General features: G+C 40.2%; 10 protein-coding genes. 5 read left to right on the top strand and 5 right to left on the bottom strand.

Going from position 1 to position 16,902, the window contains the following annotated elements; translation table 11 throughout:
* Window positions 1-17: 17 nt before the first annotated feature.
* The 5 genes from U735_RS0120815 to U735_RS0120790 form a co-directional block, all read right to left on the bottom strand.
* On the bottom strand, window positions 18-314 hold the full coding sequence (locus U735_RS0120815; protein WP_031445668.1) for a putative quinol monooxygenase: 297 nt from the start codon (window positions 312-314) through the stop codon (window positions 18-20).
* A gap of 160 nt (window positions 315-474) precedes the next feature.
* Window positions 475-1,923, bottom strand: coding sequence for a sulfatase family protein (locus U735_RS0120805; RefSeq protein ID WP_031445667.1), 1,449 nt, complete (start codon window positions 1,921-1,923; stop codon window positions 475-477).
* Between the two features lie 137 nt (window positions 1,924-2,060).
* Window positions 2,061-3,182: a serine hydrolase domain-containing protein gene (locus U735_RS0120800; RefSeq protein ID WP_051892268.1), complete on the bottom strand. Its 1,122-nt coding sequence runs from the start codon at window positions 3,180-3,182 to the stop codon at window positions 2,061-2,063.
* Between the two features lie 60 nt (window positions 3,183-3,242).
* Window positions 3,243-3,617, bottom strand: a complete 375-nt coding sequence (locus tag U735_RS0120795; protein ID WP_316933031.1) for a DoxX family protein — start codon at window positions 3,615-3,617, stop codon at window positions 3,243-3,245.
* Window positions 3,618-3,771: 154 nt separating this feature from the next.
* Window positions 3,772-4,143, bottom strand: a complete 372-nt coding sequence (locus U735_RS0120790) for a VOC family protein (RefSeq protein WP_031445664.1) — start codon at window positions 4,141-4,143, stop codon at window positions 3,772-3,774.
* 508 nt (window positions 4,144-4,651) lie between these two features.
* On the opposite strand from U735_RS0120790, the gene U735_RS0120785 reads away from it, so the two are divergent.
* The 5 genes from U735_RS0120785 to U735_RS0120760 all read left to right on the top strand — a co-directional run bounded on the left by U735_RS0120785 (window position 4,652) and on the right by U735_RS0120760 (window position 16,771).
* Window positions 4,652-7,906 carry a SusC/RagA family TonB-linked outer membrane protein gene (locus U735_RS0120785; protein WP_051892267.1) on the top strand — a complete coding sequence of 1,085 codons (3,255 nt, stop codon included), beginning with the start codon at window positions 4,652-4,654 and terminating at the stop codon, window positions 7,904-7,906.
* Window positions 7,907-7,918: 12 nt separating this feature from the next.
* A complete protein-coding gene (locus tag U735_RS0120780) occupies window positions 7,919-9,787 on the top strand; it encodes a RagB/SusD family nutrient uptake outer membrane protein (protein WP_031445662.1) in 1,869 nt (622 codons plus the stop codon).
* 96 nt (window positions 9,788-9,883) lie between these two features.
* Window positions 9,884-13,192 (top strand): VCBS repeat-containing protein, encoded by a 3,309-nt coding sequence (locus U735_RS0120775; RefSeq protein ID WP_232233296.1) that lies wholly within the window; start codon window positions 9,884-9,886, stop codon window positions 13,190-13,192.
* A gap of 80 nt (window positions 13,193-13,272) precedes the next feature.
* Window positions 13,273-14,511, top strand: coding sequence for a multiheme c-type cytochrome (locus U735_RS0120770; protein ID WP_031445660.1), 1,239 nt, complete (start codon window positions 13,273-13,275; stop codon window positions 14,509-14,511).
* A 352-nt stretch (window positions 14,512-14,863) separates the two neighbouring features.
* On the top strand, window positions 14,864-16,771 hold the full coding sequence (locus U735_RS0120760; protein ID WP_031445659.1) for an AraC family transcriptional regulator: 1,908 nt from the start codon (window positions 14,864-14,866) through the stop codon (window positions 16,769-16,771).
* The last annotated feature ends 131 nt before the right edge of the window (window positions 16,772-16,902 follow it).

Below are 16,902 nucleotides of genomic sequence, written 5' to 3'. Positions count from 1 at the left end.
TTTTAAATGCAAAACATTTAACTAACCGGAGTTAACTGACCTATAATTACTTCCACTACGGCGCCTTCGGTAGCCTTTCTGTGTGCTGCTATATGTGCACTGTTGTTATGTTGTTGCCAATGGTCATAACTGTTCCAATTTTCATAGAAGAAAAAACGATCAGGGTTTTCATTGTCCTGGTGCAGATCATAGTTTAGGCAGCCTTCCTCCTTAAGGGTAGGAGGTATAAGTTTTAATAGGGCTTGCTTTACAAATTCGCGTTTTTCGGTTTTTGCCAAAATACTGGCGGTGATGGTCAATTGCTTGTTGCTCATTTTTAATGTGAATTTTATTCTTTAAATATATGGAACTTATGGGCCATTGGGAAAGCCATTCTATATTCTTTGCCATTTATCGTTGGAATTATGGACAAGACCTTTAGGCCATTACTTTCCATATTTCTTTGGGAAATAATATTTTTGCAAATAATCTAGCCTAAAATGCCCCTTTTGCATTATTTTTTGTAGCATTTAACTTCTGACCGGGCATTTCTCCCCTAATATTATGAAACTCCGTTTTTATTAATCCGGCTTCTTTAAGATACCAGTCCTTGGTTAGGTTTTTGGGGATATTATCTCCAGTTTCCGTCATCCACTCGCTTAAAATATTTCTCATGCTTTTTAGTGTTTCCGCGTACTCGGGTAGCGAGGCCACATTGAGCAATTGTAGGGGGTCCCTACTGTAATCATAAAGTTCTTCATGGGGTCTGGGTGCCATAAACACATCTGCCTGTATGGCAGAAAGTTGTCCTTGGTCTTTTAAGATTTCCAATTCCTTAAAGGACGGACTGCCCACGGCATCCAACGGTCCGTTTTGTGGTTGCATGGGTCTCGAATTTAATATATACATATAATTTTCGTTCCTGACCATACGCTCGTGAGCTTCATAGTCGTGCCAATTGTGCTCGGCAAAAAGATAATTGCGGAAAGGGAGGTCTGGTTCGGTTAGAAGTCGGTCGAAACTATGGCCCTGAAAATGGTCGGGGCTATCAATGCCCGCAAGTGTCAATATTGTGGGGGCGATATCCACGGCACTTATTAGGCTTTTACTCGAGGTATTTTTATTTTTTATTCCGTTGGGCCAATGCATAACAAAGGGAGTCTTCATACCACGGTCATTGACCCTTGTCTTACTGTGGGGAAATGGCCGTCCATTATCGGACATAATAATTATTAAGGTATTGTCCAGCTCCTTTTGTGATTTCAGTTCCTTGACCACCTCTCCAATATAGAAATCGAACCTTGAAATTTCGTCATAGTATTTGGCCAAATCGGCTTTTGTTTCGTCTCCATTGGATAAATAGAATGGGGGTTCCAATTGGTTGGGTTGGTGTGTTCCCGAAAATTTGTTGGGTCCCCAATCCCGGTGGGCATCATAGGATGCGAACCACATAAAAAAGGGTTTGGTTTTTGGTCTTTTCTTAAGGGAGTTTAGCCAACTTTCTTCACCCCCATCCCCATTCTCATTGCGATGCTCAAACATCATATCAAATCCACGTCTGGCATAAGGGCCCATATGAAACTTCCCGGCCATGACCGAATAATAGTTGTTGTTCCTCAATAACTCAGGAAAGGATACCATGTTTAAGGGAGGCGTGGTATGTAATTCGGCAGCTCCGGTATTATGTGGGTATCTCCCTGTAATTATGGAATTTCTGCTGGGGCTACATGAGCTTGCCGTTAAATAGAAATTATCAAACTTTAATCCGTTTTTTGCAAGTTGGTCAATGTTCGGGGTTTTAACCTGTGTGTTCCCGTAACAACCAAGGTCGTCCCAGCTAACATCATCAGCTATAAAAACTATGATGTTCAGTTTTTCTTTTTGTGCATAGGCTGTACTGCTAACGGATAGAAATAAGAGAAAAGGAATAAAAAAATGGTTCATATTTTTTTAGGTTGACATAAACATATTATTGGCAGGTATTCAATAATTATTATAGGTAGGAGACTTAAAAATATATAAAAACTATTAAGTAAGGAAAATCCTTTTTTGCCTTTGGGTTGTCGTATTTCCCTTATGCGTTATTGTTGGGCCATTAAATGGGATTTTTTAAGTGTTCCCATTAGGCGTGTGCCAAGGTTATCGATGTTCATACTGTTTTTATCTGCGGCTGAAATATTGGAGAGAATAATTACGCCATTTTTGTTCGCTATATCAAGAACCATATGGGATCTATAGCCCCCAGTTCCACCGCTATGCATAATCCAGTCCTCCTCTATTTTCTTTTGAATGAACCAGCCCAATCCAATATCGGCTTTATTGGCCTGTAGGTTAAAGGTAGGTTCTCTGGTCAATGCCAATACTTGGTTGGAATCATTGAATTGCGCTTGCGCAAATTTTGACAAGTCGGTAACCGAAGATACAATCCCGCCAGCACCCATTAGAACATTTAAATCCCAGTTGGGAGTTTCTTTGCCATTTACATCCAGGCCATTGATCAGTTGGGCCTTAATAAGGTTTCTATTTGTTGTAGTATGGCCCATATTGTACTTACTACATATTTTGGACTGGAGTAGGTTTTCATAGGAGGTACTATCTATTTCACTCAAAATAAAACCCAACAATCCTACGCCCAGGTTGGAATATTCCGATTTCTCCCCTGGATTTTGGCTGAGTTGTAGCTCTTGGGTCAAATATTGTTTCAATTTTAGATCATCGTAGTCCTTATATGGATTCTCCAGGTCCACCGAATCCAATAGAAGGTTGGTAGGCAGTCTTGGAAGTCCTGAGGTATGATTGGACAACTGTTTAAAGGTTATTTCTACACCATCTTTTAAAGGCCATTCCAAATAATCGTTGATATTGTCATCCAGGCCAAGTTGATTGTTTACCACCATATCCGCCAATAAGGTAGCTGTAAATACCTTGGAAATAGAGCCAATTTCAAAAACCCCATCATGATTATTAATAGTAAATATAGTGTCGTTCTCACGCTTTACACCATAGAATTTAGTAGTCCCGTCCTTTATGATGGCTAAGGACAACTGGGTATTGTTTGGGAAGTCTTTGGTCTCCGCAAAAATATTTTGGGACTGGACTTCCGTGATGTTTGGAGCGTAATCTTTTTGACCGTTAAAAGCTACTTTGGCTTTGTTGCACCCACTAATTAGTAATAGCAATACAATGGGAAGATATTTTTTCATGGGTATTATGATCAATTATATTTATTTTAATCAGAGGCCAAGACTCTAAAGTGTAAGGCACTATTCAATTTTTTTTAAAGTGGTGAAATAGACCCAGAGGATAAAAATTATCTGTAGTGGCACTCGGAACCACAAATAATCAATGCCGCTACCATTCAGTTCCCCGGTCTGATAATTTATATTTTCCACGGCCGCTTTAATATTGGCCGGAAGTATGAGGATAAAAAATAGCATTAGCAACCATGCCGTAGGGGTCGTCAATCTTGGAATAAGCAATCCAATGGCAAATAGAATTTCCATGACTCCAGTAAAATAGACCATTTCCTTTTTTAGGGGGATAAATTCTGGCATCATGGCGGCCATCCCTTCGGTAAACATAAAATGTCCCAAAGAGGTAAAAAGCAACATAGCGGCCATGGCGATTTGTCCGGCCAATTGCCATTTTATTTGCTTCCGCCTAAAATATAAAACGAGCAAGACTATTAAAAACGAGGCTAGCAGGACTATTAGAGGTTTCATTTTTATGGGATGGTGTTGGTGGTAAAGTTTAAGTCCATTGCCTACATATTAGAATTGACCATTGGCTAAATTAAACATGTTGGTCTATCAAAATCTGGTTGCCATCGGGATCCGTCAGCATAATACTTGCCGGTCCGGTCGATTTTTCATCTGCCTCCTGCTCCAATTTTAGATTTTTGCTTTTTAGATGGGCCTGAATTTTTCTAACATCGTCAAAAGAGGGTAGAGCTGTGGCGTTCTCGTCCCAGCCTGGATTAAAGGTAAGGATGTTGTTAGGAAACATGCCTTGAAATAGCCCCACCAAGGCATTTCCATTTTTCATGATCAGATAATTCATGGTGATATCCCCTGCGAAAACGGAGAATCCGAGTTTTTCATAAAATGCTTTGGAATTGTTAATATTTTTAACATTAAGACTAATTGAAAAGGCACCTAGTTTCAATTTTTTTTAGTTTTTATGGATAATATCTTCTTCAATAAAAGGCTTGGGGACGGCCTATAGGGGAGTGGCTATACCACTAATATAGGCAATAAATGGGATTTATGGTATGCCTACTCGCCCTAAGGAGATTGGAGGCTCTCAAGAGCTTGTTAAATGGCTGTCCCCTCAAATTATTATGAGGATATTTAACATCTTGCAATTTTTTTTAACATAAAATTGTGGTATCTTAACAAAAGTTTAATATTAATTAATATATTTGCTAAGTAAGTGTTTTTTTTACAGTTATTATTTATTGATTTAAAATCCAGGTTGAAGTGGCATGGCTTTGATTTTAATATTCATTTTTGGAATAATAGGATTTCCACAGACATTTAACGTATAGTACCTCGCTTTAGAGGGTGTAATGACAATTTGTTTTGGGAGCTTTTATGCGCCAATTTGAAATAATTAATAATGATAATTTTATTAAACCGCTTGTAACTAACTAACTAACAAAACAATTAACATTATGGAGAAAAAAACCTGGTTTTCTGTTCAAACAGAAATCATTCAAAGAGGGAAGCTCAAAGGAAAGCTTTTGGTTTTGATGTTTGCCATGGCGCTGAGCAGTGTGCAGGCATTTGCAAATTTTAGGACCGAGGAGCCAATTAATTTGGCTGAGGTACAACAAACTATTTCAGGGGTAGTATCCGATGCTAACGGACCATTGCCTGGGGCCAGTGTTGTGGTAAAAGGTACCACCAATGGTACCCAAACCGATTTTGATGGGAACTATACCCTCTCGGGTGTTGCCAACAATGCGGTGTTGATATTTAGCTATATTGGTTTTAAAACCCAGGAAGTAGCTGTTAATGGTCAATCTACAATAAGTGTTACCTTGGAAGAGGATGCAAGTCAGTTGGAGGAAGTAGTAGTAGTTGGTTACGGCACCCAGAAAAAGTCAACTTTAACTGGATCTGTAGCTACGGTAGGTGGGGAAGCACTGGAAAAATCTTCATCCCCCAACTTGGGAACGGCACTTGCGGGTAAGGTTGCCGGGCTGTACATTGATACTGGTAACGCTGCTCCGGGAGCGGAAAATACGGGGATTAGGGTGCGTGGTACCAATACCTTTAACAACTCTTCGGCCTTGGTGGTTATTGATGGTATCCCAGATAGGGCAGGAGGTATTACTAGGATCAACCCTGCCGATATAGAAAGCATCTCGGTACTTAAGGATGCCTCTGCGGCCATTTATGGAGCAAGGGCTGCGAATGGGGTAATCTTGGTAACTACCAAACGCGGTAAAGTGGGTGCGCCTGAGGTAAAAATTACCACTAATTATGGTCTGCAAAGTTTCACTACAACCCCTGATATGTTAACGGGTGCAGAATATATGGATTTGGTAAACGTACTTAATGTGTATAAATTACCCGTAGGGGAATGGAATGCTGCCCATGCCGGCAGAGGTGCACCATACGTAAGATCTGACAATGGTGAGACCGTGAATCCAACCTTTACCAACGATCGAATTCAACAGACGGCCGCAGGAAACGACCCATGGTTGTATCCAGATACCGATTGGATGAAGGAGGTAACTACAAGGGGAGCGCCTATTCAGCGTCAGAACCTACAGGTTTCCGGAGGTACGGAGCACGTTAAATATCTTGCCTCCTTAGGCCACTTGAGACAGGATGTAAACTTTAAAAATGCCCCAAAAGGGTATACACAGTACGATCTTAGGTTGAATCTAGATGCAAAGATCAATGATCATTTAAGTATGAATGTTGGACTTTATTCCCGTCAGGAGGAGAATTATACAGCTACCAATTCACCAGGGAATGTTTTCAACGATTTGGTAAGACAATATCCTTGGTTCCCGGCTTTCTGGCCTTCCGGTGAATATGGGCCTGATATTGAAAACGGTAACAACCCGGCTATAAGGGTTACGGATGGTCCTGGATATACAGATAGAAGCACCAACTATGTTCAAAGTAATATGGGAATAACTTTTGAAGTTCCTGGAGTGGAAGGCCTGCAGTTAATGAGTACCATTTCTTATGATAAAATGAATTATGATTACAAGAACTGGAATCGTCCATGGACGCTTTATACCTGGGATGGGGTAAATAGAAACTCCTCTGGTTTGACCGCCGCCCAGCGTGGTCCAGGTGATCCAAGTTTAAACCAACAGCATACTACTTTAACGGATTTTACGGCATCATTGAATGCCTCTTATGAGAAGGATTTTGGTAATCATTATCTTAAACTGCTGGGGGGTGTTACCCGTGAGGAATCCGAGCAGAGTTTCTTTGGAGCCTTCAGAAGGTTTTTCCTTTCCAGTGATTTGGCACAATTGGACTTAGGCGGTAATGAGGGGCAAAATAGCTTTGGAAATGGTTATGAGACCGCCCGTTTAAACTATTATGGCCGTCTAAATTATACCTACAAGAACAAGTATTTAGTTGAAGGTTTGTTTAGGTATGATGGTTCTTACCTATTCCCTGAAAATAATAGGTTTGGATTCTTTCCAGGAGTATCTGTAGGTTGGGTTGTTTCCGAAGAATCCTTCATTAAAAAGGCATTGCCTTTTATTGATTACTTAAAGCTAAGAGGTTCTTATGGAGAGTTGGGTAATGATAATGTGGAGCCTTTTCAGTATCTTGCAACCTATGAATTGTCTGCTACAGGTTTAGGTCCTGTTTATACTACGGCATATGAGAGCAAAGTGGCAAATCCCGATATTTCTTGGGAAACGGCCGTCTCACAAAACGCTGGTATCGATTTGAGAACCTGGAACAACAAATTAACACTTGGTTTTGATATCTACAAAAACTCAAGGACTGATATTTTAACCACCCCTTTAAAAACATTGCCGGAATATAGTGGTATTGCCGCACCGGCCGTAAACATAGGGGAGTTTGAAAACACTGGTTACGAGATTACCATGGGGCTTAACGGGGCAAATGATTCTGGGTTTAGTTATAATTTAACGTTTAACTTTAGTGATTCCAACAACAAGTTAGTATTCTTTGATGAGCCCGATTTAGCTGACAGGCCTTGGCAGCGTGAAACTGGCGGGGAGATTGGAAGACCTCTTCTTTATAAATTTGACGGGGTTTTTCGTACCCAGGCTGAAATTGATGCCGAAACCTTGGATTACAGTGGGGTAACTCCGCTGTTAAAGCCAGGTGATGCTAGAGTTCGGGATATTAGCGGTGATGGAAAGATAGGACCGGAGGACAAGACCCGAGTTGGGGGTAGTGCCTTTGCGGATACCCAATTTGGATGGAATACGGCGATTAATTATAAGAACTTGGACTTTAATATGTATTGGACAGGTTCGGCCGGTGGATACAATACGTACGAGTGGAGTTTTATGTCCGGTACCCTAGCCAATGTTCAACGGGATGTTCGTGATCGTGCCTGGTCCTTGGATAATCCAGATGCCTATGGTCCTAGACTGGCGGATCGTGGTGATCAATGGTATTCTGGACAAACTGATGCCTATCTTATAACCAGGGATTTTTTCCGGTTAAAAACCTTGGAATTTGGCTATAGTATAGATGAGGATTTAATTAAACAATTTGGAATTAAAAGTTTGCGTATTTCAGTGTCGGGTACTAACTTGATTACGATTACCGACTTCCCCTTTGATCCAGAGGTAACCCAGGGTGGTGTTGACGTAGGTAATACTAGGAATGCTAGTGGAGGAGCGGTCAATAATGGTGGTGCATACCCCATGTTGAAAACAATAATGACCGGATTGCAAATAACGTTTTAAAAAAATATAAAGATGAAGAAGAATGTTTTAAAAATTACAGCCTTATTGGCCTTCGGATTTCTTTTTGTGGGATGTAACGAGGATTTTCTGGAAACTACCCCGCTGAGTGAAGTTGCGGATACAAGTGTATGGTCCGATCCTAAATTAGCGGAGGCCGCGGTCCTGGATCTGTACCAAGGAACATGGGCAGGAACCCTTACCCGTGAGGAGACTACGGATGCCTTTACGGATCAGGCCGTTTTTACACACCCAGGTAGGGGAGTGGATGGTTATACGGAAGGTAAAATGAACCCAGCGGGTAACTTTATGGACATGCAATGGTTCAGTTGGCCACAATTGTATCCCTTTATAAGAAGTGCCAATAATGCTATCCAAAAACTTACCCTTAATGAGGCAGGGATGGAAGCCGCGTTGGTAAATAGATTGCTTGGTGAAGCTTATTTTATGAGAGGCTACTTTTATACCCAATTAATGAGACAGTTCGGTGGCGTGGTTTTAACTTTGGAGCCTTTGACCTTGGAAAGCGAATCCAACAACCCTAGGGCTACCTTTGCGGAAACCGTGAACCAAATTTTATCGGATTTGGACCGGGCTATAGATTTATTGGAAGAGGCACCTAGAGATCCTGCAAGGGCAGATAAGATTACTGCTTTGGCTATGAAGTCCAGAGTACTGACCCATGTAGCAAGTGATTTGTACGAGCCTTCCAAAAACTCTGGGGTTTCTACCATTGCTTCCTATAGCAATCCTGAATTGATCGGATGGACTAGTGGTTCCCAATTGCAACGGTGGGAAGCTGCTAAAGTGGCTTCCAAGGCCTTATTGGATGCCACAATAGGATATAAATTGGATTATACTTCTCCAGCCTCACAGGAAGAGGCCATTCAAAATTATGAGGATATTTGGCTTCAGGGAGATGAGAATCAAGATTTTATTTGGGGAAGATTGGTTGAGGAATTTGGATTTGGTTCCAGGACCTATCCAGGAGGGGACGGATGGTCCCAAGGACCTGGAATGGTGGCCTTGTACCATGGACCTAACGGTTATCACGAATGGGCAGGAACTACACCTACAGAAGCCTTGGTTTCCAAATACGATTTTGCCGATGGCACTAAGTTTGATTGGGACAATCCTGCACATGCCGCAGCGCCTTATGACAATCGTGAAGCACGTTTCTATTCCACCTTCCTTTATGATGGTGGTGGCTGGAAGCAAAGAACTGATGACGTAGTTAGATTTGATAAATTTAATGAACTCCAGACCGGTTATTATACCTTGTCCGATGGTACCATTATAAATGGTGTTGATACCCGTCAAGGTCCTATAGAGGATTGGAACGGTTCCCGAACTGGGTATTATTTCAGGAAATTTTCTGACCCTAGAACACCTGCTTCATGGCCGAACGACCTTCAAAAAGTAGATGCGCCATATATTAGATATACCGAGGTATTACTGAATTATGTGGAGGCCAATATCAATCTGGGGGAAGAAGGGGAAGCCATAACTTGGTTGAACAAACTCCGATTTAGAAATGGCTTACCAGCGGTGACGGCATCAGGTTCGGCATTATTGGAACTCTATAAAAGGGAACGGGATAAGGAATTAGTAAATGAGGATGCAAGGCTCTTTGACATGAAACGATGGTTGGAAGGTCCACAATCCCTTAATAAACAGGTACAGCAAATATTGATTCAGGCCACTCAAAAGCCGGGAACCACTGTAACGGATTACAGAAAGGATACGTCCTTATTTAATTATGTCTACAGGCCCACAAACATTGTTTTTGAAAATAGAATTTGGCGGGATCACGTTTATTTTATGCCTATTAAACAGGAAGAGATCGATAAGGATCCTTCAATAATCCAGAATCCGGGTTATTAGTAACAATAAATATTAATTAACAATTATATTGAATAACCCTTAGCACTTATGTGCGGGGTTATTCTTATTTTAGGAGTATTATGTCAATTCAGATTTATGATGAAGAAATTTATTTATTTTATTTTTTTGGCACTGTTGGTAGTATCCTGTGAACCAAAGTCAACACAATTGTTTTCCAAATTGGACGCTGCCAAGACCGGTGTAGATTTTAAAAATAAACTTACAGAAACCCATAAGTATAACTATTTTACCTACCCTTACATGTATCTCGGGGGAGGCGTTTCAGTGGGTGATGTAAATAATGATGGACTAGAGGATATCTTTTTCACAGGTAATATGGTAGCCAATAAGCTGTATTTGAACAAGGGAAATCTTGAGTTTGAGGATATTTCTGAAAGTGCTGGAATAACGGGTGACGAACGTTGGTATTCCGGAACCACTTTTGTAGATATCAATCAGGATGGGTATTTGGATATCTATTGCTCTGTAGGCGGAAAAAATGGCCCTAATAATAATGTGCTGTACATTAATAATCAAGATAACACCTTTATCGAAAAGGCAGCGGAATACGGAATTGACTGTGATGGGATTAGTATGCAGTCTACCTTTTTTGACTATGACAAGGACGGAGATCTGGATTTATACGTCATTAATTATCCTCCTACAAGCTTTACAGCTCCGGTGGAATATTATCAATATATGCTGGACAATCATGAAATAAAGGATTCCGACAGACTATATCGCAATGACAATGGCAAGTTTACAGATGTTACCGTGGAAGCGGGATTAAGTTCCTTTGGGCTTAGTTTGGGTGTTGTGGCATCGGATGTTAACAATGACGGCTATACGGATATCTTTGTATCCAACGATTTCAATGCCCCCGATTTTTTGTTTATCAATAACCAGGACGGAACTTTTACCAATCAGATCAATACCAGTTTACAACAAATCTCCTTCTTTGGAATGGGTGCTGATATTGCAGATTTCAATAACGATGGATTCATGGACATTTTTCAATTGGATATGTCCGCCGAAGACAACTTTAGATCTAAGGCCAATATGTCTTCCATGGACCCTGCAGCTTTTTATAAATCTGTTAATGTTGGTCTTCACCACCAATACATGCAGAATTCCCTGCAAATGAATAATGGAAATAGTGCTGGTGAGCTACCCTTGTTCAGTAATGTGGCCAGAATGGCCGGGGTTTCCTCTACCGATTGGAGTTGGGGCGGACTTATGGCCGATTTTGATAATGATGGATGGAAGGATCTATTTGTTACCAATGGCATCCGTAGGGATGTAAATAACAAGGATTTTTATGCCAAGCATAGGGAGTTCTTTAATAAAATGGAGAAGGATCCCAACTACAAGAACAAAGAGGAGGAAGTGGGGCTTTTGAAATATTTGGAAGAGTTGCCCTCCGAAAAATTGAGCAATTATATATTCCACAATAATAAGGACTTAACTTTTACCAAGAAGACGGAAGAATGGGGTTTTCAGGAAAAAACTTTTTCCAATGGGGTGGCCTATTCTGATCTGGACAATGATGGGGATTTGGACTTGGTTATCAACAATTTGGAAGATACTGCCAGTATTTACCGCAATAATTCCTCTGGCAGCAATCAATTGACCTTGGATCTAAAAGGTCAGGGGAAGGTGCTGCCCAATGGAAGCAAGGTCTCCGTATATACAACTGATGGTCTGCAGGTTCAAGAGCACAATACAGTACGCGGGTATCTGTCATCCGTAACGCCTTTACTTCATTTTGGATTGGGGCAAGTTAAGCAGGTAGATAGTATAGTGGTTGCTTGGCCAAATGGGACAACGACCAAACTTGATCAAGTCAAGGCCAATCAAAGGCTTGCCATTAGGTATGGGGAATCTGGGGTTGCCTCTTCCCAGAAAATAAAGGCGGAGGGCTCAACGCAGTTTGAAACATTGGATACGCCGAATATTTTTAAACATACCGAAAACATTTTCAATGATTTTGAAGTAGAAGTACTGTTACCACACAAAAATTCTACCTTGGGTCCTTCACTGGCTACTGGGGATTTAAATGGGGACGGATTGGACGATTATATTGTTGGAGGAGCTGTAGGTCAGCCTGTATCTGTTTTCATACAGGATACCATGGGTGATTTTTCTGAATTGGTTATTCCAGATCTGGCTGGTGATAAGTACTATGAGGATCTTGGAATTGTAATTTTTGATGCTGACAATGATGGGGACAATGATTTTTATATTGCCAGCGGAGGCAATGAATTTAAACCCAATTCCTTGGGCTATGAAGATCGCTTTTATGAGAATTTGGGCAATGGTAAATTTCAGCGCAACAAGCAGGCCATTCCGGATACCAAAATTAGTGGGCTCAATGTTTCTGTATCCGATTATGATAAGGATGGGGATTTGGACTTGTTTGTAGGTGGAAGATTGGTTCCCAAGAAATATCCATACCCGGCAGACTCCTATATTTTGGAAAATGTAAGTACCCCAGAAGGGGTGAAATTTGTGGATGCTACCCAAAAAGTACTTCCAGGGTTGAAGTCCTTGGGACTGGTAACCTCTTCAAGCTGGATAGATTTTGACAATGACGGATGGGAAGACTTGGTAATCGTTGGGGAATGGATGCCCATCAAATTCTATAGGAATGTAAAAGGTGTTTTTGAAGATGTATCCGATCAACTGGTTCAAGGCAATACTTCGGGCTGGTGGTTCTCGGTAGAAAAAGGGGATTTTGACAATGATGGGGATTTGGACTTGGTAGTAGGGAATTTGGGTAAAAACTATAAATATCAGGCCAGTTCCAAGTCGCCCTTTAAAGTGTATTTAAATGATTTTGACAGCAATGAAACTTCGGACATAGTACTGAGCTATAAGAAAGGGGAAACGGAATTCCCTGTACGGGGAAGACAATGTTCTTCAGAACAAATGCCAGCAATAAAGGTGAAGTTCCAGGATTATAACTCGTTTGCAAGCGCTACCTTAAATCAGATTTACACGGACAAATTATTGGAGGAGTCCTTGAGCTATGAGATTACTTCCTTTGCCAGTATTTATCTGGAGAACAATAATGGGGTGTTTACCGCAAGGCCATTGCCCCAATTGGCGCAGATTTCAAGTATCAACAAATTTGTGGTAGACGATTTCAACAAGGACGGAAACTTGGATGTGGTCTTGGCAGGTAATTTGTATAATGCCGAGGTGGAAACGCCCAGGGGAGATGCTAGTTTTGGACTCTACCTTCAAGGGGATGGCAGTGGAAATTTTATGGCCAAGACCATGATGGAGTCCGGCCTTAAAATAGTAGGTGATGTAAGGGGAATGGAACTCCTTACCGTAAATGGACAAAAGCATTTGCTGGTGGCCAAAAATGATGATTTCCTGCAAATGATCAAGGTGAATTAGTCAAATGATATTATCGATAGGCCCAACACTAAAATGTTGGGTCTATTTCAATATAGAAAAGTAAAGGGCAGGGGTTTTATATGGCTATAATCAATAGAAAGTTCTTTAGGAATTCCATAATGGTTATTATGCTGTTGGGGCTAACTACTTTGGTGTTCCATTGTAAAAATGGAACAAAGGAATCGGAATATTTCAATCCCCAAGTCCTGGCAACCCATGGAAACGGGGAACATTTTGTAGGTTCCAAAACCTGTATGGAGTGCCATGCGGACATTTATAACGCTCATTTGAATACGGCACATTTTAATAGTGGGGCCATAGCGGATTCATCCAATATTAAGGGAAGTTTCAAGGAGGGTACAAATATTTTGGACCTAAAGGCGGTGGAGTTTCAAATGTTGAAGAATGGGGAATATTTTTATCAACATACCAAGATAAAGAATAGGAGCACCGAAATTGCGCCTTCAAAATTCGATATTGTTATTGGATCCGGAGTTAGGGGGCAGTCGTACCTCACCTGGGATAATGACGAATTATATCAATTGCAAGCTTCCTATTATACTCCTACGGACAGTTGGGTTAACAGTCCGGGATATCCTACCTATTACGATGAGCCAAGACCCATAAGGGATGCCTGTCTTAAATGCCATATCACCTTTGCTAAAAGTGTAGAACCGTCACCCAAAGGAAATCGGTTTGACAAATCTCAAATGATTTACGGGATAGATTGTGAGCGTTGCCACGGCCCGTCTGCCAAGCATGTAATATTTCACAGGGAGAATCCCGAGGCAATGGAGGCCAAATTTACCCTAAAAATAGAGGATCTAAACCGCCAACAGCGCTTGGATCTATGTGCCCAATGCCATTCAGGACCAAGAAGCATTGTCTTGAAAGGAAATTCTTTTTCTTATTTTCCGGGGGAGGACCTGAACCAATATACCAAAAATGTGGACAACAGTAACCCAGATCAAAAGTTGGACGTTCATGGCAATCAATACGGCCTTCTAACCATTAGTGAATGTTTTAAACAAACGGCAACTATGGATTGCAGCACCTGCCACGACCCCCATAGGAAAGAAAGGGGGAATACCGATTATTTTAATAGTAAATGTATAAGCTGCCATACAGAAGGGGAAACGGTCTGTTCCAATACAGTGATGGATAAGCATATAAAGGCCAATAATTGTATTACCTGCCATATGCCCACCACCCCTTCCCAGGCCATGATGGTGCAGTTGGACCGAGATAGTTTGGAAACCTCCTTTAATATCAGGACCCATTTAATAGCTATCTATAACAAAGATATGTGGCGGGATTAGGGACTGGGTTAACTATAATGGGTTCCTAAATATGTTAAAAAAAGGGCTCGGTCAACCAATTATATACAAGATATCATTGACTTCGAGACCAAGACTCCCATTTTATCCCAATAGGAGTTTGTGCAAACCTTTGCATAATTAATACAGACCTATCTTTATATTTATATTATATTTAAATATCTATTACTATATTTATCAATACTATATTGCCTTTTGTTATAAAAGGCCCAATTCTATTTTAGGCTTTAATTGTTCCACCTCCAAGGCGGTCCCATTATAAACGCAAAATTGAAGACAAGGGTCTTTTACAATCAAAATCCCCCAAATGCAATTAGTATAAAAAAAATAAACCATGAATAACTTAACCAAAACTACAGTTTTTATTATTCTATTTTTTCTGTTTAATACTTTAAGCGCAAATGAAACCCCTGTAGATTCCGTAGACTCCTATTTAAATGCAGTACATAGTCTTGTAAAAAATAAGGATAGCTACAAGGAGGATTTTTTAGATATTGAGTTTTTGCTCGACAAAAATGAATATGCCCAAGGCAAGGAAAAAGTGTTAACCTTACTAAGCTTATACACTGCCTACATTTATAAATCTGCCGAAATGGCCAACAAATATAACGATCAGGCCATGGTCCTGTCGGAGAAATTGGCATATAAGGAAGGAGTACTCAAGGCGAACTACAACAGGGCCTATTTCTTGTTTGTCCTAGGTGATTTTGAGGAGTCCATGAAAATGGTCCTTGAAACTCAAAAAGTAGTTGGCGCTGCAACATACCCAGAAATCTATGCTGATATTATGACTCTAAAGTCATACATCTATTCGGAGCGAGGGGAGTATGACAGAGCATTGGAAACGGGTCTTAGACTATTGGATAGCGCAGAAAAAAGCAAAAACGATTATCTTTTGATGAAGGCCAATTCCGCTTTATCCCATTATTACCTCAGAATAGAGAACTATTCAAAATCCCTAAGTTATTGCTTAAAAGGACTACACTACATCCTTAAACTCAAAAAAACGCAATATATCTACCCCAAAATAGATGAAATTGCCCGTATGACGGCGAAATTGAACGACCCTAAGGGAGCCCTGAAAATTTATGCATTTTTCCTGGAAATAGAAAAAAAACTCCCTCCTGCCGGGAGCTACATATTGGCATCCGTACACAGCAATATGGCCAATATTTACATGTCCATAGGGGAACACGAAAAGGCATTGACCCACATTTCAAAGGCCTTGGAAATTAATTTTGAAAATAATTACCTTTTTAGGATACCACGGGCACTTACCGTACAGGCGGAATTATATTTGCAGGCCAAAGACACTGCCCAGGCGATATCCAATTATGAAAAAAGCATTGAAGCTGCCGAAAACATTGATGCTTTTGATGTAGTAAAACGAAATAGTTATGTTTTGGGCCAACTGTATGAAAAAACCAATCAAATCTCGAAGTCCAATGATTATAAATCCCTATATAAGGCCATAAACGATTCATTGTTTACCAATGAAAAGGAACAAAAGATCATTATTCTGGAGACTAAAAGAAAAATAAAGGAGGTATTGCAGAATAAAAAAATATTGGAATTGGAAAATCAAGCCCAGAGGGCAAAGTTCCGGGCCATTATCATTGTACTCATTTTACTTTTTATTATTAGTACTATTTCCATTTATTCTTACCTTAAAGTAAGGAAGAAAAATAGACTACTATTGCTAAGAACTATAGATCTGGCGGAAATACAGCTAAGAATGAGCGAAAAAATAAGTGGGTTCCAAAATATGGAAACCCAATGGTCCGTTGAAAGAAAAAGTGCGGATATCCCTAAAACACAACCTAGAATAGATAAGGATATTAAGAATATTATTCTGACCAAATTGGATAAATTGGAAAAGGAAAGTTTTTTCTTAGATCCAAATTGTAATTTACATCAACTTTCGGAACAACTAAAAACCAATCCCAAATACCTATCCCAGGTCATAAATCAAGAAAAAAAATCAAATTTCAATAACTATATCAACGAACTAAGAATAAACTATTTACTCCCAAAATTACTAAAGGATATAGAGTTCAGAAACAGCAAATTAAGTTATATTGCCTTTTCCCTAGGATACAACAACTTGAACACCTTTAATGCCGCTTTTAAAAAGCGATTGGGTATTCTTCCTTCCAACTTTATCAATGAACTTAATAACGCTTTTGAAATTAAAAGCAAATCTCCGAAACTACCTTCTTATAAACTAAAAAAGATAGGGTAGCACGTTATCTTGTGCATTTTAGTGTTAGCTGTTGGTCCTACGACCAATGGTGGATATATTAATACTTTGCGCTCAGGCCAGATATTACTGCCTTTTAATAATGGACCCATTTGGCAAAAAGAATCTAGTAT

The sequence above is a fragment of the Arenibacter algicola genome (assembly GCF_000733925.1).
GTDB lineage: Bacteria > Bacteroidota > Bacteroidia > Flavobacteriales > Flavobacteriaceae > Arenibacter > Arenibacter algicola.
The sequence above is the reverse complement of the archived record's forward strand: the minus strand, read 5'-3'. Positions and strand labels throughout refer to the sequence as shown.